Annotated in this window: 16 protein-coding genes; 6 read left to right on the top strand and 10 right to left on the bottom strand. The window is 56.0% G+C overall.

Annotated features, from left to right (window positions below):
* Window positions 1-4: 4 nt before the first annotated feature.
* Entirely contained in the window at window positions 5-1,093 is a 1,089-nt protein-coding gene (mtnA, locus tag QMG93_RS05460; protein ID WP_281934267.1) for an S-methyl-5-thioribose-1-phosphate isomerase, read from the top strand.
* A gap of 74 nt (window positions 1,094-1,167) precedes the next feature.
* Here the strand turns inward: mtnA and QMG93_RS05455 are convergent, their stop codons facing one another.
* A complete protein-coding gene (locus tag QMG93_RS05455; protein WP_281934265.1) occupies window positions 1,168-4,260 on the bottom strand; it encodes an RCC1 domain-containing protein in 3,093 nt (1,030 codons plus the stop codon).
* A 281-nt stretch (window positions 4,261-4,541) separates the two neighbouring features.
* On the opposite strand from QMG93_RS05455, the gene QMG93_RS05450 reads away from it, so the two are divergent.
* From QMG93_RS05450 to nagA, 3 genes are read left to right on the top strand one after another with little or no spacing between them, the layout of a single operon-like run.
* A complete protein-coding gene (locus QMG93_RS05450; protein ID WP_010492196.1) occupies window positions 4,542-5,402 on the top strand; it encodes a MurR/RpiR family transcriptional regulator in 861 nt (286 codons plus the stop codon).
* Between the two features lie 3 nt (window positions 5,403-5,405).
* A complete protein-coding gene (gene nagB / locus QMG93_RS05445; protein ID WP_281934261.1) occupies window positions 5,406-6,134 on the top strand; it encodes a glucosamine-6-phosphate deaminase in 729 nt (242 codons plus the stop codon).
* On the top strand, window positions 6,131-7,315 hold the full coding sequence (gene nagA, locus QMG93_RS05440) for an N-acetylglucosamine-6-phosphate deacetylase (protein ID WP_281934260.1): 1,185 nt from the start codon (window positions 6,131-6,133) through the stop codon (window positions 7,313-7,315). Before nagB ends, nagA begins: the two co-directional genes overlap by 4 nt.
* A gap of 72 nt (window positions 7,316-7,387) precedes the next feature.
* Here nagA and QMG93_RS05435 read toward each other — a convergent pair whose 3' ends face one another.
* The 7 genes from QMG93_RS05435 to QMG93_RS05405 form a co-directional block, all read right to left on the bottom strand.
* Window positions 7,388-7,972: a hypothetical protein gene (locus tag QMG93_RS05435; RefSeq protein WP_281934258.1), complete on the bottom strand. Its 585-nt coding sequence runs from the start codon at window positions 7,970-7,972 to the stop codon at window positions 7,388-7,390.
* 232 nt (window positions 7,973-8,204) lie between these two features.
* Window positions 8,205-8,999, bottom strand: coding sequence for an SDR family NAD(P)-dependent oxidoreductase (locus QMG93_RS05430; RefSeq protein WP_281934256.1), 795 nt, complete (start codon window positions 8,997-8,999; stop codon window positions 8,205-8,207).
* Between the two features lie 31 nt (window positions 9,000-9,030).
* Complete coding sequence (locus QMG93_RS05425) at window positions 9,031-10,191, bottom strand: UxaA family hydrolase (RefSeq protein WP_281934254.1); 1,161 nt, start codon at window positions 10,189-10,191, stop codon at window positions 9,031-9,033.
* Between the two features lie 24 nt (window positions 10,192-10,215).
* The gene (locus tag QMG93_RS05420; RefSeq protein ID WP_281934252.1) at window positions 10,216-10,530 is read right to left on the bottom strand and encodes a UxaA family hydrolase; all 315 of its coding nucleotides are present in this window, start codon (window positions 10,528-10,530) and stop codon (window positions 10,216-10,218) included.
* 28 nt (window positions 10,531-10,558) lie between these two features.
* Complete coding sequence (locus QMG93_RS05415; RefSeq protein WP_281934250.1) at window positions 10,559-11,470, bottom strand: fumarylacetoacetate hydrolase family protein; 912 nt, start codon at window positions 11,468-11,470, stop codon at window positions 10,559-10,561.
* A 51-nt stretch (window positions 11,471-11,521) separates the two neighbouring features.
* Window positions 11,522-12,295 carry an SDR family NAD(P)-dependent oxidoreductase gene (locus tag QMG93_RS05410; protein ID WP_281934248.1) on the bottom strand — a complete coding sequence of 258 codons (774 nt, stop codon included), beginning with the start codon at window positions 12,293-12,295 and terminating at the stop codon, window positions 11,522-11,524.
* 18 nt (window positions 12,296-12,313) lie between these two features.
* Window positions 12,314-13,075 (bottom strand): IclR family transcriptional regulator, encoded by a 762-nt coding sequence (locus QMG93_RS05405; RefSeq protein ID WP_216797662.1) that lies wholly within the window; start codon window positions 13,073-13,075, stop codon window positions 12,314-12,316.
* A 229-nt stretch (window positions 13,076-13,304) separates the two neighbouring features.
* On the opposite strand from QMG93_RS05405, the gene QMG93_RS05400 reads away from it, so the two are divergent.
* Window positions 13,305-15,020, top strand: coding sequence for an ABC transporter ATP-binding protein (locus QMG93_RS05400; RefSeq protein WP_281934244.1), 1,716 nt, complete (start codon window positions 13,305-13,307; stop codon window positions 15,018-15,020).
* A gap of 354 nt (window positions 15,021-15,374) precedes the next feature.
* Here QMG93_RS05400 and QMG93_RS05395 read toward each other — a convergent pair whose 3' ends face one another.
* Both QMG93_RS05395 and QMG93_RS05390 read right to left on the bottom strand, forming a co-directional pair.
* On the bottom strand, window positions 15,375-16,397 hold the full coding sequence (locus QMG93_RS05395) for a right-handed parallel beta-helix repeat-containing protein (RefSeq protein WP_281934242.1): 1,023 nt from the start codon (window positions 16,395-16,397) through the stop codon (window positions 15,375-15,377).
* A 206-nt stretch (window positions 16,398-16,603) separates the two neighbouring features.
* The gene (locus QMG93_RS05390; protein ID WP_281934240.1) at window positions 16,604-17,950 is read right to left on the bottom strand and encodes a hypothetical protein; all 1,347 of its coding nucleotides are present in this window, start codon (window positions 17,948-17,950) and stop codon (window positions 16,604-16,606) included.
* Window positions 17,951-18,421: 471 nt separating this feature from the next.
* On the opposite strand from QMG93_RS05390, the gene QMG93_RS05385 reads away from it, so the two are divergent.
* Window positions 18,422-19,894, top strand: coding sequence for an ABC transporter substrate-binding protein (locus QMG93_RS05385; protein WP_281934237.1), 1,473 nt, complete (start codon window positions 18,422-18,424; stop codon window positions 19,892-19,894).
* Window positions 19,895-19,927 lie beyond the last annotated feature (33 nt).

Here is a 19,927-nt window from a genome sequence, read left to right as displayed (position 1 = left end):
TACCTTGACTACGGAACAAACCAAACAAGCGGACTGGCTGCAATCGGTCCGCTGGAATTCGCTAGAGGACCGCTTGGATCTGCTCGATCAGCGGCTCCTGCCGGACGAAATCGTCTATTTGGAGCTGACGACCTCCGAGCAAGTATGGGATGCGATTAAGCAGCTCGCCGTCCGCGGTGCGCCAGCCATCGGCATCGCGGCGGCGTTCGGGGTCTATCTCGGCGTGCGCAGCTTCTCCAGGAGCCGGGATGCACTGCTGGCGGAAGTCAACCGCCAATGCGATTACCTCGCAACGTCGCGCCCGACGGCGGTGAATTTGTTCTGGGCGCTGGACCGGATGCGGGCGCGGGCTGAAGCGCTGCTTGGCGCTGCCGTACTGGAGGAGACGACGGTGGAGAGCGCGCAGCAGGCGCTGCTGGACGAGGCGCGGGCCATCCAAGCCGAGGACGAGGAAACGTGCCGCTTGATCGGCGAGCACGCGCTGTCTTTGTTCGAGGACGGCATGGGCGTCCTCACGCACTGCAACGCGGGCGGCCTCGCGACCGCCAGATACGGGACGGCGCTGGCGCCGATGTACCTGGCGCTGGAGAAAGGCATCACGCTTAAGGTGTTCGCGGACGAAACCCGGCCGGTGCTGCAGGGAGCGCGCTTGACGGCGTTCGAGCTGCAGCAGGCGGGCGTCGACGTGACGCTGATCTGCGACAACATGGCCGGCGCCGTTATGGCGAAGGGGTGGGTACAGGCAGTCATCGTTGGCACCGACCGCGTAGCCGCCAACGGCGACGTCGCCAACAAAATCGGCACCTACAGCGTCGCCGTGCTGGCCAAGGCTCACGGCATTCCGTTCTACGTCGCGTGCCCGATGTCGACGATCGACCTTAACACGCCGACCGGGGCCGATATTCCGATCGAGGAACGGCACGAGGACGAAATTACGCAAGGGTTCGGCAAGCGCACCGCGCCGCAGGGCGTGAAGGTGTTCAACCCGGCGTTCGACGTGACGCCGAACGAGTACGTGACCGCCATTATTACGGAAAAAGGCATCGTCCGGGCTCCGTATGGGGACAATTTGCGGAAGCTGTTTACGGAATAATCGCGAAATTATTATAACGGTGGAAAAACAGCCGTTTCCTGTGCGTCTTTGCACGGGAAACGGCCGTTTTCAGTTTAAGGCGCAAACGAATTCGGCTCCTTCATGTAAACCGGATGAATCATCTTCAAAATAAAGAGCACATCGTCCCGGTCGAACTTGCCATCTCCGGTAACGTCCGTTTGAGCGCGAATCGCTTTCATCGCCGAATCCAAATCGGTGACGACCGGCAAAGGAGGTCTTACCCGGTCGATAAAGATGGTGTATAACGCCGTATTTCCGTTCTCAGCCGTCACTTGCAGCTCGACAGGAAGCCTTTGTCCCAAAATGAGCGATTTGGCATGCAGCATGCCGCCGATCCATTCGACGTTGGCTTGCTGATTTTTGAGCGCAAGCCGTGCCCTCGGATCGTCCGGAACGATCTGCAAGCTTACGGCATCCGTCTCAGGACCTACGGTTAACAAATATTGATCGGCCGCAACCATGACAAGCGGAGCCGAATTGTAGGTTACGGAACGAAGCCCCGTATTCCCGGATGGACCGGATTTCCGGGTGACCTCCACATGGAAGCTGCTTGAAAAGCCGCTCCCGATTTTCGCGACAACGGAAAACGATCTCGTCTGGTTCTCGATCAGATCGGATACCGTAATCGTCCGCCCGTAGACGTCGTAGGTTACCCCGGTCACCGTGGATGGGACATAGAACGTCGCATTCGGATCGTACAGCATAACACCGAGCTGCACCTGAGTCACATTCCCGGGCACGTTTAGCAAGTACGTCCGTGTTTCCGGTTTGTAGGTCAAGGGAGCGTTGGCGTACGAAATACTCATTTCATTCAAGGTGATTTCATACGGCTGCCCGTCCGAACCCGATCCGCCCGTTAGCACGACACCTTCCTTCAGAGCGACCACCGGCAGCACCGAACGCGTGCCGTTGTCCTCCTGATCCCGGTTATCGAACCACGCTTTGCCCTCGGCGCCTACAAGCAGCGGATACGCTTTGTTCGCTTGAGCATCGTTCAGCGGATTGATCAGCCAGTGACCGGAAAGCAGCTTAGGATCTATGAGTCCAGATAATTTGGCAAACTGATCTTTGGTCAGAAGTCCGACATTCGCGTTAACGGTAAACGAACCCTTTTCCACAAGTTGATCTTTCACAAAATCATAGGTCTTGATATCGAACGGCGAAGCGGCAATCCATCGCTTCGTTTCGCCCAGGCTATTGTAAAAATCCTGGTTCAAATACTTGCCTACGGAGCCTTCCGCGGCCGGATCGAAGCGATAAGCCGGATTGTCGGCATTAAATATATTGCTTTTATAGGCATTATTCCAATATAGGCTGGCGACCTGCGTCCCCGGCTTCAAGACCACGGTCCGGCTCGCAGGGTCCACCATCAACCACTGCTTTCCGGCGTAAGAAACGACATCGCCAACGGATAACAACATTAAGGAGTCGCCTGCGGCGGGCTGCCTCACAACCGTAATTTCGTAAGCAGCCTTGGTTCCCGTAACCGAATCGGCCACCTCGAATGTAATCCTGCTCGGTCCCACAGGCAGTTGCCCAATCGATAGCCGGTTTCCGGTATAAGACGCGGTTGCGCCGGAGGAGCCCGCTGAAACTTTTTCGACATTCATCCCGGAATGGCTCAGCACCATATCGAGGGCCACAGCGTTTATATCGCGCGGAAGACGAAGGCTGTAAGCTCCCGCACCTTCACGGTTTGCTACTTTTTGAACGGGAATTCCATTCGTTGCGGTCAACGATTTGACAGGAGACAAATCGATTTCGATTGGAGCCGCGCTGTACTCCGGAGCAACCGTTCTCCCCGTTCCGAGCTGGCTGCGGCGGTTATCCCCCAAAGCGTACAGCTTGTTCCCGCTTGAGAGGATATAGGTGGTTTTCGCTCCGCCGGCAATGCCTTCGACTTGCTCTCCTGAGTATACGCCCGAATCTTGCCCCATTCCCGTTCCGGAACTTCCGGTCCCCGGCAACGGAACCGCGATCGGGTAGGCAGCGTTGGAACGGTCGGGACGACCGGCTTGCCCGAAATCGTTAAGCCCTGTAACGTACAACGTGCGCGGAGCGGTCTCTCCGTCCCCGCGAATGAGCAGCGTATGATCGCCGCCGGCCGCCGCGCCCCTCGCATCTCCGATCGGATCGCCGGTTTCCATCGTCATGCGGCTGGCATAGCTTCGATGACCTAAAGTCGGGCCGAGCCCCAGCTGCCCATATTCATTACTGCCCCAAACGTAGACGCTTTGCCCGTCTCCCTTGGCGACCGAATGCTCGTTCCCCGCCGAAATGCCGTAAATGTTCGTTAGCCTGTCGCCTAACGTTTCCGACCGGACGACCTCCACCGGCAAGCGCTTGTCGGTCGTCGTGTTGTCGCCGAGCTGTCCTTTGTTGTTGCGGCCCCAGGCCAGCACGGTTTTGTCTGTCGACCGGGCCAGGCTGTGGTAAGCGCCTAAAGCGATCTCTTTCATCTCCGTGAGATCCCCTGTGCCCTCCTTGTTTTTCACAAAAACCGGAAAACCGCTTGGCGCCTGATCCCCACTGCCCAATTGTCCGTAGGTATTGTCGCCCCACGCCGCTACTTTTCCGTCGCCGAACAGCAAGGCAGCGTGATCGTAGCCGGCGGCTACGGCCGCTACCGCTTCCGCGTCCAGGTCATAGCCTGCGCCAAGCATGACATTGCCGGGAGCGGTTCTTCCGTTCGTCGTCCCGTCACCAAGCTGGTACTTGTTGTTGCTTCCCCAGGCCTTCACCCTTTTGACCCCGTCTTCCTTTGTCAGCACCAGCGTAAACGCGCTTCTGGCGCCCTCCGTCGGGTTGCCGCCGGCAGCGGCCGCCGAGGCGTTCGCGATCCCCGGAACCTGCCGCGGATACGGCTGGTCGGCCCCGCCGGTATCGTAGCCGAGCTGTCCGAAATCGTTCGCTCCCCATGTCCATACGGTTCCGTCCTCCCGTACGGCAACGGTATGCGAATAAGAGGATGATATGGAAACGAACATCGTATTCGACCCGTCCTGGCTGTACGCCTGACTGCGCCCCGGAAGCGGCAGCAGCAGACTGAGGCAGACGATGATTGCGAGAATCCAAAGCATTCCTTTTCTTTTGAAGCTTGCACGAGAATAAATACCTGAAACGTCGACCCGGTCGACCAAATCCACTTGTACTTCACTCCTTCTGCACAAAATCACAGGGATTGCTCTATGAGGCTATTACTTTATTTTACCTTATTTTACTGCCCCTGTGGGTGAATATTGTCATAATTTTAGAAACCGGCGCCCCGATCCGCAAGAGTTCGAAAGACTCAAAATCATGCCGCTTTAGGCCGAAAACAGTTGCGAAAACTAGTCATATTGGCTATGATGAAGAAGAAAATATTTTTCATTATTTTTATCAGCATGAAGAAAATGATTTACAAAATCTTTGCAAAACAGGTGATCTGATGTCCGGTATTCTACAAGCCTTACGGGAACAGCAGCACCAGATGAATCCGAAGGAACAAATTCTCGCGCAATTTATTTTGGAGCATGCCCATGAGGCCGTTCATTTGAGCATTACGGAGCTGGCCGGACGTTCGGGAACGAGCACCGCGACGGTGTCCCGTTTTTGCCGCAGCCTGCTATTCAAGGGCTACGGGGATTTTCGCATGAAGCTGTCCGCCGAGCTCGTCCAGCCTGTTTCGGCGAAGCCTTCCTATCAGGACATTGTCGCAGGCAACACGCTTCACAGTATCGCCCAGGCGATTGAAACGAACCATCTGCGCTCAATTTCGGATACGACGCGGCAGCTCGACCTCACGGAAGTCCAGCGGGCCGTGGATGCGCTGCACGATGCCCGGCGCATCGATCTGTACGGGATGGCAACCTCGGGGATGGTCGCGTACGATTGCCAGCAAAAGCTGGTGCGCATCGGCAAAATGGCGCAGCATTGGTCGGATTCCCACATGCAGATCACGTCAGCAACGAGCCTCGGCGAAGGTGACGTGGCGTTCGCTTTCTCCTATTCCGGCGAAACTCCGGAAACGCTCGACGCCCTCTTGTGCGCCAAGGAACGAGGAGCCACAACGATTTCGCTGACCAAGTTCGGGGCCAACCGGATTTCGCAGCTTGCGGACATCCGGCTGTACGCCTCCTCGCTGGAGGAAGGGATGCGCCGCGGCGATATGGCTTCGCGGATCGCTCAGCTGCACGTGGTGGACATTTTGTTTACTGCGCTGCTCAGCCTGCACTTTGACGATTATGTTCCGCTTCTGGAGCAATCGTTTCAAGAAGTGAAAAAATACCGCAAAGAAAAAGGGAGATGAGCCATGAACATTTTAACTTTCCGCACACAAGAAGAATTGAACAAAGCCGGTGCCGGCATCATTACCGGACTGCTGCAAACGAATCCGAGAGCCGTGCTCGGTCTTGCGACAGGCAGCACGCCGATCGGCATTTACCGGGAGCTTGTCGAGTCGCATCGGCAAGGGCTGGTCAGCTTCGCCAAAGCGACGGCGTTCAATCTTGACGAATACGTCGGTCTCGAGCCGGGGCATCCGGCCAGTTACTATACGTTCATGCAGGAGCACCTGCTCGGTCTCGTCGACATTCCCCCGCAGCAATGCCATATTCCAAGCGGAATCGCGTCGGATCTGCAGGCGGAATGTACCCGCTACGACAGCCTGCTGGAGCAGTACGGACAGATCGATCTGCAGCTGCTCGGTCTTGGCCATAACGGGCACATCGGCTTCAACGAGCCGGACGCCACGCTCGAGGGCGGCACGCATCTCGTGGAGCTGAAAGAATCGACCCGCTCGGCGAACGCGCGGTTTTTCGACAAGCCGGAGCAGGTGCCGACGCACGCCCTGACGATGGGAGTCGGAACGATTCTGAAAGCGAAAATGATTCTGCTCGTCGTCCGCGGCGCGGATAAAGCGGAAATCGTACAGCGGGCGCTGCAAGGCCCGATCACGACGGATTGTCCGGCCTCGCTGCTGCAGACGCATCCGCATGTGGTCGTATTGCTGGATTCCGAAGCAGGAGGTTTGCTAAAATGAGTCGCGAAGCATGGGACACCCTGATCATCAACGCCAAAGTCGTCACACCGGATACGGTGATCCCCGCCGGGTATGCCGCGGTCAAGGACGGTAAAATTGAAGCGCTCGGCTCGATGGCCGAGCTGAACGAAGCGCTGGCCGAAGCGGCCGGCACGAAAATCGACGCCCGCGGAAGCTGGCTGCTGCCCGGCTTCATCGACGTGCATGTGCACGGCGGCTACGGCAGCGACTTTATGGACGGAACGAGCGAATCGCTTGAAAATATTACCCGCTTTCACTCCAGCCACGGGACGACCACGATGCTGGCGACCACGGTAACCGGCTCCCCCGAAGCGATCGGCCAAGTGCTGGAGAGCGTCAAGGCGTACCGGGAAAAAGGGATGCCGTATGCACAATTGGCCGGCGTACATCTGGAAGGACCGTTCATCAGTCCGAAATGGCCCGGCGCGCAAAATCCGAGCTTTATCGTCACGCCGAAGCTCGAATGGGTGAAGGAATGGACCAGCCGCTATCCGGGCTTGATTCGCCTCGTTACGCTGGCACCGGAAACCGAAGGTGCTTTGCCGGTTATTGCCTTCCTCGCCGGACAAGGCATCGTCGTCGCCTGCGGCCATACGGATTCGACCTATGCGCAGATCGGCGAAGCGGTCAAGCATGGGCTGAGCCATGCCGTGCATACGTTCAACGCGATGAAAGGGCTGCACCACCGAGAGCCCGGCGTCGTCGGCGCCGTGCTGACCGAGGACAAGATCTGCGCGGAAGTCATCGCCGACGGACACCACGTCCATCCGGCCTGCATCCGGCTGCTGACCCAAACGAAGCGCAGCGACAATCTGCTGCTGATCACGGACGCCATGTCCGCCGCGGGTCTCGGGGACGGCGATTTTGAACTCGGCGGGCTCGCCGTCGTCGTGAAGGACGGCGTCGCAAGGCTTCGCGACGGCGACAGCCTCGCAGGCAGCACGCTGACGATGATGGGGGCCTTCCGCTTTGTGGTCAACACGGTCGGAGTCAGCGTCGAGGAAGCAAGCCGGATGGCCAGCTGGAACCCGGCGAAGCAGCTCGGGCTGCTGGAGGAAACCGGCAGCATCGAAACCGGCAAGCAGGCGGATCTGCTGCTCGTCACGCCGGAGCTCGACCTCGAACGCGTCTGGGTCCAAGGAAGAGAATTGCACCAATAATCGCGCACAAAAAACCGGCTGCTTCCGTTTTTTCTCGAACGGAACAGCCGGATTGTTTTTTAGGACGATCGCTTATTGCGCCATAAATTGCTGCGTCACGATGTAGAAGCGGAGCTTGTTCAAGTCTTTGGCCGAGATGCTGTAAATTTCGGCGCCGTAGCGAATCGTTTTTTCTTGAATATGGGCGTACCGGACCACGACCTTCGGATGAATCGTTTCTTCGTCGCACATGATCATCGTATCGTAGACATGGTTCATTTTGACGGAGAAATCGTTAATTTCAAATCCGAACCCGAGCCGGCTGATCCGGCAAAAGCGAACCGCCATCGTACGGAAATCGTCGATCAGCGTGCCGTATGTGTTCAGCTTGAAGCTGGGAAACGCCAGGTTCTCGTCGCGATACATATCGTCCAGTACGGCATCCGGTCTTGCTTGTATATTGAAAATTTCCGAATCCGCCGGCACTAAAATCAGCTTGGATTTGGAAACCTGCAGCACGCGCATTTGCACTTTTTTCTGAAAATCAAAGCAGATGACGGATTCCCCGCCTGTAAAAGAGGACGGCTCCGCGAAGGAAACCTCCATTAAATCCGAACCTTGATAGGACACTTGCCCCTTGTAAACTTTCCCCTGATGAAGCAGCTGCATGTCTTTCATACCAATCACCTCCGCTTGATATCTCTACTATAGCTCCGAATATTTATGAAAGTTTCAGTTAAATATTAGGAGATTATTAGATTTGATGTCGATTGGTGTCGTTTCGTGTAATATTTAAACATTTATTAGGATATGCGGAGAGTCGTTAGCTGTGCTGCTCACGGGGATATTCAAAGGCTATGGTGTGCCAAAGAGCCCCCCGGCTTGCGGAGGGCTCAATTCATGCCAGCTATTAATGCTCCATATGATCTTCCGGTTGGGCGGCTTTGACGGTCAGACCGCCGTCGACCATCAGCAGATGGCCGTTAACCTGCATCGCTTCCTCGGAGGCCAGGAACACTACCGCATCCCCGATCTGGCGGGCGGTGCCGAGACGCTTCATCGGATTCGCTTCGATTTCTTTGGCCCGGATCGCATCGTCGGCCAAGTAGTCGGTGCACATGTCGGTGTCGACCGTGCTTGGGCCGACCGCATTCACGTTGATGTTGTATTTGCCAAGTTCGATCGCCATTCCCTTCGTCAGCATGTTCGCCGCCGCTTTGGACGATTGGTAATGCGGAATGACCGGGCTCGTGACGACGAGGCTGGCGGTCGACAAGACGTTGACGATTTTGCCGTAGCGCTTTTCGATCATGGATTTCGCCGCCAACTGCGAACAGAGGAAAATCGATTTGACGTTTGTATTATACGTCCGATCCCACGTTTCCTCCGTACATTTCAAGAACGGTTCGAACGGCGCGATCCCGGCGTTGTTGACGAGAATTTCCACATCGCCCAATTGCTCCTGCACCTGCCGGAACATGTCTTCCACCTGCTGCTTGCTGCCTACGTCGGCTTGAACCACCATCGCTTTGACGCCGTACGCTTCCGCCTGCTTCTTCACGTTCTCAGCCAACGGGCGCGAACGCTCGGAAGTGAAGTTAACGGCGACATGCGCGCCTTCCTCTGCCAAACGAATGGCAATCGCTTCTCCAATTCCCCGGCTGGCCCCTGTAACGAGCGCCACCCGACCTGCCAATCTTCCCATAAATCCTAGCCTCCTTCGTTGTATAGTAACCTTATAAGCTCGGTCCGATCCGGTTGATGCTGAATTCGGTATGGCCCAAAATTTCGGCCTTCGTCAGCTTGCCGTTCGCAACCGCTTGAATTTCTTCCCAAACGACCTGACCCGCCGCTTCCAGGCTGAGCGTGCCTTCCAGCATATCGCTGACGTCGACGTCCATGTTGTCCGACATTCTCTCGAACATCCGTTTATTGCCGGTAATTTTGATGACCGGAATGACGGCAGCTCCGGTAGGTGTCCCCCGTCCCGTCGTAAAGCAAACCAGATGCGCGCCGCCTGCCGCCATCCCGGAGACGCATTCGATGTCGTTGCCCGGCGAATCCATAAAATAGAGCCCGTGCTTCGGAATGTCCTCGGCATACTCGATAACGCCTTTGATCGGCGCAGTGCCGCATTTGCTGATGCAGCCGAGCGATTTTTCTTCGATCGTCGTCAGTCCCCCGGCAATATTGCCCGGGCTCGGATTCCCGCCGCGCATGTCGGCACCCATCCGCTCGACTTCCTTCTCGAAGCGGTCGACGATATGGTACAGCTTCTCCGAAATGTCCGGCGCGGCGCAGCGCGAGGCGAGCACATGCTCAGCACCGATAATTTCCGTCGTTTCCCCGATCACGACACCGCCGCCCTGCTGAATGAGCGAATCGGCTGCCGCGCCGAGCGCCGGATTGGAAGCAAGCCCCGAGGTTGCGTCCGAGCCGCCGCACTTCACCCCGATGATCAGCTCGCTGAAAGGTACCGGCTCGGGCTTCATTTCATCGAGCTGGGCGCGCATTTTCCGCGCGATTTCCACCCCGTGCTGAATCGCTTTCACGGAACCGCCGACCGATTGAATGTCGAACACTTCGACCGGCTTGCCCGTCAGACGGATCGCGTCGGCCAGCGCATGCGGGTCGACCACCTCGCAGCCGAGGCTGATGATGATGACGCCGCCGACGTTCGGATTGCGGCCGGTTCCCGCCAGCACGTCGAAGGTGCGGTCTTTGTCCGCGCCGATCTGGCTGCAGCCATGCTGGTGGGGGATCGCTACCGTATCCGGAACCATCTGGTTGATCCGGGTGCACACTTGGTTGGCGCAAATGACGGTCGGGATAATCAGCAAATGATTGCGGATGCCCACGTCGCCGTTCGGTCTTCTATAGCCCATCATGTGATTCATGAGTATTCGTTCTCCCTTCGCTTCTCACGCTTTCGCCTGATCTCCGCGACCGCGGATGCCTTCGACGTTATGCACGTGAACATGCTGCCCTGCAAGGATCTGGGTGGTCGTCCGCCCGATCACTTCGCCGTACTTGCGGATATCTGTCCCGGCCAAGATATCTTGAATCGCAATTTTATGTCCGAACGGAATGTCGTCCAGCAGCAATACTTCCTGAACTTGCTCCTGCACCCGAAAGGTGATCCGCTGTCCCTGCTTCAAATCTTTGATCGCCGTCGCCACATGATCGCGCGGGTCCATCACGAGCGCGTCCGCGCCTGCAATAATCGGTCCTGCCATCCGTCGTTCCTCCTTTTGTCCGCTGCCGTTACGCCTGCTCGTTAACCATGCGGTTCGTCAGCGAGCCCAGCTTCTCGATCTCGATCGTGACGACATCGCCGTCTTTCAGGTAAACCTGCTTCTCCTCCGGATATCCGAGTACAACGCCCTCCGGGGTGCCGGTCAAAATGACGTCGCCCGGTACCAGCGTCATATGCTGCGAAATGTAGCTGACGATTTCATCGCATCGGAATATCATATCCGACGTGTTGGAGTTCTGGCGCACCTCGCCGTTCACGATGCAGCGGATGGCAAGGTTGTTCGGATCGCCGACTTCATCGGCCGTCACCAGGTAAGGCCCGAGCGGGCTGAAGCCGTCGCACGACTTGCCGAGCAGCCATTGCTGGGTACGCATCTGCAGGTCGCGGGCGGACAAATCGTTCACGTTGCAGTAGCCGAAAACGTGATCCAGCGCCGCTTCTTTGGACACGTACTTGGCCTTCTTGCCGATCACGATGACCAGCTCCGCCTCGTAATCCACCTTGCTCGTCACGCTGACCGGCAGCGGCACATCCTGTCCGTGACCTGTCAGCGTATTGTTGAATTTGTTAAACAGGATCGGATACTGCGGAATCGGCGCGTTCGTTTCTTCCGCATGCTTGCGGTAGTTCAGCCCGACGCAGATGATTTTGTTCGGATGCGGAACGCACGGGCCGTAAGTGAGCCCGGCTTCGTCCAGCACATACGCCTCGCTGCCGCCGGCCGCCAGCGCTTGGTCCACGTAAGCTTGCAGCGCCGTAACCGCGAAAGGACCGCCTTCGATGACTTCGTGTACCGTGTGCGGCACGTCGGCGTTTCCGGCAGGGACCGCTGCAAGCGCTTTAGCGATATGTACGACGCCGCGCTCTGTCTTGACGCCGAGCCGTTCCTGTCCGTCCTCGATAAAAGTAAGCAGTTTCATATTCGAATATGCCTCCTTGGCTTATTGTAGGCCTAGTCTTAAAACGATGCGTTACGCGTTCTTGCCGAAAACGACGCCCCCGTCGATATATAGCGGGGAGCCCATCATAAATTTCGATTCGTCCGAAGCAAGGAACAGCGCCGCTTTCGCCACGTCGTCCGGGCGTCCCAGGTCGCCGCTCAGCTGACGTTTTTTCAGCGATTCATAAGCTTCCTCCGGATTGTCGTAGGAGTTCCGCAAATAATTTTCCACAAACGGCGTCAGGATCGTGCCCGGCAGCAGCGCGTTTACGCGGATGTTGTACGGAGCGTAATCGACCTGCATCGATTTGGTCAGCGCCAGCACGGCTCCTTTGGTTGCGGAATACGATGCCCTGCGCGCCAGCCCGATTTCGGCGATGCAGGAGGACATGTTAATGATCGAGCCTTCCTTGCGCTGCATCATATGCGGCAGAACGTACTTGCATGGCAGGAACGTGCCGCGGATATTGACCGTCATGACGCGGTCCCACGCCTCGGGCTCCACTTCGTGGATCGCCCCCACGCCGCTGATGCCGGCATTGTTGAACAGCACGTCGATCCGGCCGTACTTGGCGATGACGGTATCCACCAGTGCTTGAACGGACTCGGGGTTCGTCACGTCGGCTTGCACGAACAGCGCGTTCCCGCCGGCCTGGCGTATTTCCTCGACCGTCTCCTGCCCTTTATCCTCCGCCAAATCGTTGACGATAACCGTCGCGCCTTCGCGGGCGAACAGCTGCGCCGTGCTTTTCCCGATGCCCGAGCCGGACCCGGTAATGATCGTTACCTTATTTTGCAATCTCACAGGGTTCACATCCTTCGGTTAAGTGGTGGTTTGGTACTGCGACAGCCTCTCGGCGAGCGCGCAAATTTCCTGGCGGGCCAGCTCGCGCTTCGCCTCCCATTCATGCTGGAACATGGAGCAGCTGATCGCCGCGACGACTTTCCCGTCGCCGGAACGAACCGGGGCGGCTACACAGCAGAAGCCCATGACCGCTTCCTGCAAGTCGAACGCATAACCATTCGTCCGCACCTCTTCAAGCTGGCGAACCAGGTCGGAGCGCTTCTGCAGCGTGTGCGGCGTCAAGCACGGATCGAGCGTTTCCGAAGCGTACAGCGTCCCGAGCTCGGGCTCGGCGACCCATGCCAGCATCGCCTTGCCCAGCGCTGTCGCGTGAGCGGGATATTTGATCCCGGGCTCCGATGATAAGCGCACCGGGGAAGGCATCTCTTCCTTCGCCAAATAAAGCACCTCGTTCCGTTCCAGCTTCGCCAGCTGAATCGTCTCTTTGATGACGTGCTTGGTGACGGAGGCTTCCTTGCGGAACCGGTCGATCAAGCTGAATTGCTTGAAAAAAGCGTTTCCAATGTAGCCCAGCTTGGACCCTAGCGAATACGTCGCGTCATCCTCCCGTACGACCCAGTCCAGCGCTTCCATCGTGGCCAGCAGGGAAAACATCGAGCTTTTGTTGATCCCGAGCCGCTTCGACAGATCGATCAACTTCAGGCTGGAGGGCTGCTCCGAGATCGCTTGGAGCACAAGGTTGGATTTTTCGAGGGCAGGTACCCAATATTTCTTGTCCATGCTTCCTCCAAAATGCAGTTGGTTTTGTATAATAAACCAAGGTTTTATATAATTGACACTTTCATAGTACCACCGCGCTTTCGAAGGTGTCAATCGGAATTTGGCCCTTCGAGCGGAGGGGACGAAAGCGTTTATAATGTTTTTTCTCTTGTGCCCGTACCGATCCGACTATATAATGTCACGTGAAAATAAAATCGTCGTCGTTGAGAGATTATGGGAGTGTGAGGACATGGTTCGCCGTTTTTTCAGCTATTATGTGCCATATAAGAAGCTGTTCGTGCTCGACTTCTCCTGCGCCGTGCTGGCGGCGCTGCTGGAGCTCTGCTTTCCGCTGGCGGTCAAGCTGATCGTCGACAAGCTGCTGCCCGGCAAGGATTGGGGGCTGATCGTCGCAGCGTGCGTCGGCCTCCTTGTGCTGTATTTTGCCAGTACTGGGCTGCAGTATATCGTTACGTATTGGGGCCACAGGCTCGGCATCAACATCGAATTCGACATGCGCCGGCAGCTGTTCGGCCATATCCAGAAGCTGTCGTTCCGCTTCTTCGACAACAACAAAACGGGCCATCTGATGTCGCGCATGACGAACGATTTGTTCGAAATCGGCGAAATGGCCCACCACGGCCCGGAGGACGTGTTTATTGCGATCATGACGCTTTGCGGCGCCTTCACGATGATGCTGTTCATCAACTGGAAGCTGGCCTGTCTCACCTTCCTGATCGTGCCCCTGCTCATTTGGCTCGTGGTCGTTTGCAATATGAAGCTGGTCAAAGCCGCCAAGCGGATGTTCTCGGACATCGCCGACGTGAACGCGCAAGTGGAGGATAGCGTTACCGGCATCCGCGTCGTGCAGACGTTCACGAACGAGGAGCACGAGATGGGCAAATTCATGACAAGCAACAGCAATTTCCGGGAGGCGAAGCTCCGCTCCTATAAAATCATCGCGGTCAGCTCCTCCGGCATGTACCTGCTGATGCGGCTGATTTCGCTGTTCGTGCTGATCTGCGGCGCGTGGTTCGTCGTTCAGGGGGAGCTGTCTTACGGGGAGTTCGTCGGCTTTTTGCTGCTGATCAATATTTTTTTCAAGCCGATCGAGAAGATCAACGCGTTCCTGGAAAGCTATCCGAAAGGAATGGCCGGATTCAAGCGGTTTATCGAAATTATGGATACGGAGCCGGACGTTGCCGATGCCCCGGACGCCGTAAAGGTTGACCGGGTACGCGGAGATATCCGCTTCGAGAAGGTGACATTCGGGTACGAGGATCATGCCAAGGTGCTGAAAAATATCGATCTCTCGATTCGGGCCGGGGAAACCGTCGCCTTCGTCGGACCGTCCGGCGCGGGCAAAACAACGCTGTGCAGCCTGCTGCCCCGCTTCTACGAAATCGAATCCGGCAGCATTGCCATCGACGGCCTCGACATCCGGAAAATGAAGCTTTCGTCGCTCCGGCAGCATATCGGCATCGTGCAGCAGGACGTGTTTCTGTTCTCCGGCACGCTGCGCGACAATATCGCTTACGGCAAGCTGCACGCGACGGACGCCGAAATCTTGGACGCCGCCCGCCGGGCGAAGCTGGAAGAGTTCATCCGCTCGCTGCCGCTCGGCCTGCAGACGCCCGTCGGCGAACGCGGCGTGAAGCTGTCCGGCGGTCAAAAGCAGCGGCTCGCCATTGCGCGGATGTTCCTCAAAAATCCGCCGATCCTTATTCTCGACGAAGCGACCTCGGCGTTAGACACCGAGACGGAATCGGCCATCCAGCAGTCGCTCGCCGAGCTGTCCGCCGGTCGTACGACGCTCGTCATCGCCCACCGGCTCGCCACGATCCGCAGCGCCGACCGGATTGTCGTCGTTACCGAGGAAGGGGTTTCCGAGCAGGGGCGCCATGACGAGCTGGTGGCTTCGGGAGGCGTGTATAGCCGGCTGCACCAGGCACAGTTCGGATCGTAGGAGGAAGCGGAAAAGAACCGTCCACGTAAAGCGGACGGTTGTGCCTGGTGAGAAAGTGGTCAATTGTGAGAATAGAGGTGTACGTGGGGGTGGGGTATCTACTTCCGGTCGCTCTTGTCTGCAGGAAATCTTTATTGGAAGCCGCTTAGCAGCGGATATTTCCCGCAGACAAAGGCGAACGCTGTCGCTCCTCCAGTAGATACCCCACCTCCGTATGCTTCTCTATTTATATAATGATCACTCACTCAACAGATTTAGAACCGTCCGCGCCAAAGCGCAGACGGTTCTTTTCGTTTTTTTATAAGTAATAATTTTATGCTTTCGGCTGACTTCAGCGAGTCAATGGCATGACGCTTAAGGCATGCTCGACGCAGACGAATGTCCCGTCTTTGCCCCGCCCGTGACGCTGCCGGTGTACATGTTTCCGGCCGGATAGCGCGTATTGCCGGAGGCGCTGGCGGTCGTTCCGCTGGCAGCGTTAACGACATAAGCGGTCGTGTTGTCCAAATAGACCGTATTGTTCGTGAAAATAGCGTTTTGTCCCCAACCGGCCGCCCGCTGATGAACCTGAAACGCATCTTTAATGTTACTGTTACCGTTGCGGTAGCCGATGTTGCCCCGGATCACATCGTTGTTCCCTTTCACATCGATGAAGCTGTCCGCAGCGTTGGCTCCGCTCATGCCGGTACCGTCGAACGTGTTGTTCTCGACAAGCGTCCCCGTTGAGCCTTCCTTAATGTCGATATGCTCGGCGGCGACATTCGGTCCTATCGTGTTGTTCGCAATCGTGTTATGGTTGGTCGCTGCGTTAAAGGTGCCCCACTTTCCTTTGTCGGATCCGACATAAATCGCTTCTCCGAACGCTGGGTTTACCGTGCCGATGTCGTGAAAATACGAATTCCGAATCGTATTGTAGGAGCTGCCGTCCCGGTAATGAACGCCCTCTTCCCCGATCTGGTACACCTCAGCCCCGTCAATCAGCGTATAGTTCGCGTGATCGAGCATAATCCCTTTTTTGGCGTTCGTAATTTTCAGATCCTTGATCACCCAATGATCGCCTGTCACGTGCAGCGTATAGCCGCTCCCCGTACCGCCGCCGTTCAGCTCGGCTTTGTTCGAGGAACTGGCGCTTTGCAGCGTAATCTTGCCGGTTGGAGTTCCGTTAGCCGCCGCTACGAATTTGCCGTTGAACGTCACGCCCGCCGCTAAAGTAATTACGTCTCCCGGCGCCGCCTGGGCCAGTGCGTTAGTTAAGCACGAAGCCGTGCTGCAGGTGACGGAAGCCGCCTTCGACGAAGCGGAAACCGAGAGGAACGCCGAGCCAAGCAGCATTACGGACGATAGAAAGGACAAGCGGAAACGCCAACTTTTTTTCATACGTCGCACCTCCTGAAAAGGTTTATTTTTACAACACTTACAACATCCAGATTACCAAAACCTGTCGGACTCTGCTTGTACAATTCATAGATTGGATGGGAGTTTTTCGTGAATCACGTCTACAGGCGACGAAGAAATGCAGAGCGCCGAAGCCGGATGGATTGCCGCACACAACACGGTGCCATCGCTTCAGCGCTCTTGATCGTTTACGGTTTCGTTAAATGCTTGCCAGAAATGAGATAAATCCACTTTCCGTCAGGACTGCTTCCAATCACCGAGGTACCGTTCCACACGCCCGAGGCAATCTTGCGCTCCGCACGTTTGTCCGCGTCGAACACGACGATATCTCGATTATAAGCCGAATCCTTGGGTGCATCCGGGTTCTCTTCCGTTCTGAGGAGCAGATGAGTTCCGCTAATCCACTTTCCGTCTCCCCGGGTATCCTCCGATATTTTGACGGCACCTTTATAAATTCCGGCGTTGTAATAAAATTGATACACTCCGTCCGTCGTCCGGGTAAATCCTCCCCAAGAATCGTCGGGCAGCGGCAGTTTTAAAGGCTCGAGCTTCCCGGTCTTCCAGGTGTACACGTACCGCTTTTCGTGGCCAGTGTCCGTATCCATCATGACGTATACGCGCTCCCCATCGTCTGTGAAGGTAACCGGAAGCCTCGCATCGCTGGACTGACTGAAAGGCACTCTTCCGACCAAGACCTTGGACAATCGCTGTTCCTTGCCAGACTTCAGATCGAAAACAAGCAGGTCGAGATCCCGTTCCTGCTCTCTTGTCCCAACGGCCATAATCAGCCGGGTCCGGTCTTGGCTGAAGCCCGCTCCATGCACGTAATCGTTCAATCGGACCGCAGCGGCCGTATCGCTCGCCGGAATTTCCGTCCCCTGCTCCGGCTGCTCGTAAAAGAAGCCTCGGCGGTCGGCAATGAAGTTCCCGCCACCCATATAACGGGTCATCAATTTGTTGGGGTACGGGATAAATTTTTTCTCCTGCACGTCGTACACAGTGTAAATGCCTTCAAAAGGAGCGTCGCAAGAACAGTAGTTGGTCGTGCGGCTGAGCAGCAAAAACTTTCCCGATTCGTCCAGCATTTCGATTCCGTAAGGCGGATCGAACGAAGTGAGCGGCTCCGAGCTTTTGCCGTCTACGGACATTTTCCACAATTGGTTCGGCTGCTCTATCACGCCTTTGAACGATGGAGTTTCGCCAAGCGTCCTCCCGCTCTTCGTTTTCGCTCCCGAGACGCTTAGCTGATAAGAATGAAACGTTGGATCAGGCAGTGAAATTTCCCCCACCGTCAAATCCAGCTCCCGATCGTTGACCCACCGGTAATCGAAGGAAGGCACGATCCCATCCCCGAAGGCTCCTTCCTTCTCCGTATACCGCTTGGCTTGTTCCAGCAAGGCGGCTTCTACCGAAGCCCGGTCCATCGCTTCGCGGAATTCCAACGTAAACTGCTGCTTCGTCGGAGCAACATTCGTCGCGACGGGAGCTTGCAGCCGAGGCTCATCCTTCATCCGGATCCGCACGTCTTCCTTCATCGCTTGTTCACCTAAGGACGCCTGACCGTTCAGTGCAGTGGAAGGCGTTTCCGTCGAGGTTGTCGGACCTCCTTGTATGGCGGCTGGCTGCTCAACGGGGCTTTTTTCCGAGCACCCGGCTAACGAGAGAGTGACGGCAAATACCACGGCGGACGACAAGGTTAGGAAATACGTTTTCAGTAAAATAACCCCCTTTGGAGTTCGCATCTAAATGGTATTGACGTTTCGTTCTGCCAAATGTTGCATGCTGGCGGGCAGTAAGATTGCCTATTTTAGCTAAATTTTTCGAGCTCCAAGCGCTGCGAATCGACCCTGAACATAAATTGTAAAGAAATTATAAAGAAAATTTTAGAAAGAAAAGTGAATGCTTTTCTGCCTTTCATCCGTCTATTAGTGTGGGATAAAGAAATAATTGGAAAAGACGGCGCGGCAAGGTAATATGCTGTCTTTCGGAAAAGGTGGAGAAAAGCAATGAAACGAAGTCGTATTGGGCTCACGGCCGGACTGGCTGTAGCCGTGTTGATTGCGGGATGTAATTCCGGGGGAGGAGACAAACCGTCCAAGACGCTTAAGGAGCTCGGCAAAGACGAGAAAGCGAGCATCAAGGTCGTATACTGGGACAAAAGCTACTTCTTCCAGCAGTACGGCAACTTGTTCTCGGCAAAGTTTCCGAATATTGACGTGCAAGTTGTTTCCATGCAAGGGTTCTACTCCGACGGCAAGGATCCGGACGAGGAATTCAAGAAGCTTGTCGAAGAAGAGAAGCCGGACGTGCTGATGTTCCAATCGCCGGATATGTTCGAGAAGTGGGCCAATGACGGCAAGCTGTACCAGCTCGACGACGTCATTCGTCAGGACAAGTTCGACATCGAAAATATTTTGCCGAGCGTCGTGGAGCAGATCAAAGCGAAAGGCAACGGCAATATTTACGGGCTGACCCCTTCCTTCTACGGCCAGGCGTTATTTTATAATAAGGATTTATTCGAGAAGCACGGCGTCCCGCTGCCGAAAAACAAGATGACCTGGAACGAAGTGCTGGACCTCGCCAAGCGGTTCCCGAAGGACGGGCAAGGCGACAACCGGATCTATGGCTTTGCGGAGAACGCATCGTATGCTTTTATGGATGACAAGAAACAGATTGCTTTTCAAATGATGAACAGTATCGGAGGGACCAGCGGATTATCCTTCGTTGATCCGGACAAAGGAGCGGTCACGATCCAATCGGATGGCTGGAAAGAGGCGCTTCTAGCGACAGTCGAAGCTTTAAAATCGGGGGCGGTGTTTGCCGGCAACGACGAAAAATTCGATCCGAATAAGCCGATGTCGATGGAAGACCATATGAAGAAAGATTTGTTCGCCAACGGAAGACTCGCCATGACGGTTGGAGGGTCTTATATGATCAGCAGCCTTCAACGCACCAAGGAAACGCTGAAAGATGTAACGCCTGTCAACTGGGATGTCGTCACCGTACCGGTCGATCCGAAAAATCCGGAAGTTTCGAACTCCGTCTCCCTTTCCGGGCTGTTCGCAGTCAATGCCAACTCGTCCAATCCGAGAGCGGCTTGGGAGCTCGTCAAGTATATCAACAGCGAGGAAATGGCCAAATTGTTAACCAAGTCCGAAGACGGGGCGATGCTTTCCCGAACGGCTTATGCCAAAGAACGCGAGGGCCGCAGTATGGAGCCGTTCTATATGCTGAAAATGAGCGAGAACAGCCTTTACAAAAACTACAGCAAAATCCCGTCGGGATTTTATCAACCGTTTAACGAGCTGGCCGGAACCGAAATCCAGTCCGTCATCGAAGGCAAGAAATCGGTGGACGACGCGCTCAAGACGATGCAGGAAAAAGGCCAGGAATTTTATATTAAAGCCAAGCAGGAGCAGGATGCCAAAAATGCGAAGGAAGGCAAAGATCAGAAGCCTGCCGAACCGGCTAAAAACTAAAGTGTAAACAAAACAGCGGCGTCTGGGCACTCT

The sequence above is a fragment of the Paenibacillus tyrphae genome, from assembly GCF_027925525.1.
Lineage (GTDB): Bacteria > Bacillota > Bacilli > Paenibacillales > NBRC-103111 > Paenibacillus_G > Paenibacillus_G tyrfis_B.
The sequence above is the reverse complement of the archived record's forward strand: the minus strand, read 5'-3'. Positions and strand labels throughout refer to the sequence as shown.

What these genes read in the sequence shown, in the direction of transcription:
- QMG93_RS05405 (WP_216797662.1), bottom strand. Translation starts at nt 13,075, where the DNA reads ATGGACAAGAAATATTGGGTACCTGCCCTCGAAAAATCCAACCTTGTG.
- QMG93_RS05425 (WP_281934254.1), bottom strand. Translation starts at nt 10,191, where the DNA reads ATGAATCACATGATGGGCTATAGAAGACCGAACGGCGACGTGGGCATC.
- QMG93_RS05430 (WP_281934256.1), bottom strand. Translation starts at nt 8,999, where the DNA reads ATGGGAAGATTGGCAGGTCGGGTGGCGCTCGTTACAGGGGCCAGCCGG.
- nagA (WP_281934260.1), top strand. Translation starts at nt 6,131, where the DNA reads ATGAGTCGCGAAGCATGGGACACCCTGATCATCAACGCCAAAGTCGTC.
- QMG93_RS05400 (WP_281934244.1), top strand. Translation starts at nt 13,305, where the DNA reads ATGGTTCGCCGTTTTTTCAGCTATTATGTGCCATATAAGAAGCTGTTC.
- QMG93_RS05415 (WP_281934250.1), bottom strand. Translation starts at nt 11,470, where the DNA reads ATGAAACTGCTTACTTTTATCGAGGACGGACAGGAACGGCTCGGCGTC.
- QMG93_RS05390 (WP_281934240.1), bottom strand. Translation starts at nt 17,950, where the DNA reads ATGAAGGAAGACGTGCGGATCCGGATGAAGGATGAGCCTCGGCTGCAA.
- QMG93_RS05435 (WP_281934258.1), bottom strand. Translation starts at nt 7,972, where the DNA reads ATGAAAGACATGCAGCTGCTTCATCAGGGGAAAGTTTACAAGGGGCAA.
- QMG93_RS05385 (WP_281934237.1), top strand. Translation starts at nt 18,422, where the DNA reads ATGAAACGAAGTCGTATTGGGCTCACGGCCGGACTGGCTGTAGCCGTG.
- nagB (WP_281934261.1), top strand. Translation starts at nt 5,406, where the DNA reads ATGAACATTTTAACTTTCCGCACACAAGAAGAATTGAACAAAGCCGGT.
- QMG93_RS05420 (WP_281934252.1), bottom strand. Translation starts at nt 10,530, where the DNA reads ATGGCAGGACCGATTATTGCAGGCGCGGACGCGCTCGTGATGGACCCG.
- QMG93_RS05395 (WP_281934242.1), bottom strand. Translation starts at nt 16,397, where the DNA reads ATGAAAAAAAGTTGGCGTTTCCGCTTGTCCTTTCTATCGTCCGTAATG.
- QMG93_RS05450 (WP_010492196.1), top strand. Translation starts at nt 4,542, where the DNA reads ATGTCCGGTATTCTACAAGCCTTACGGGAACAGCAGCACCAGATGAAT.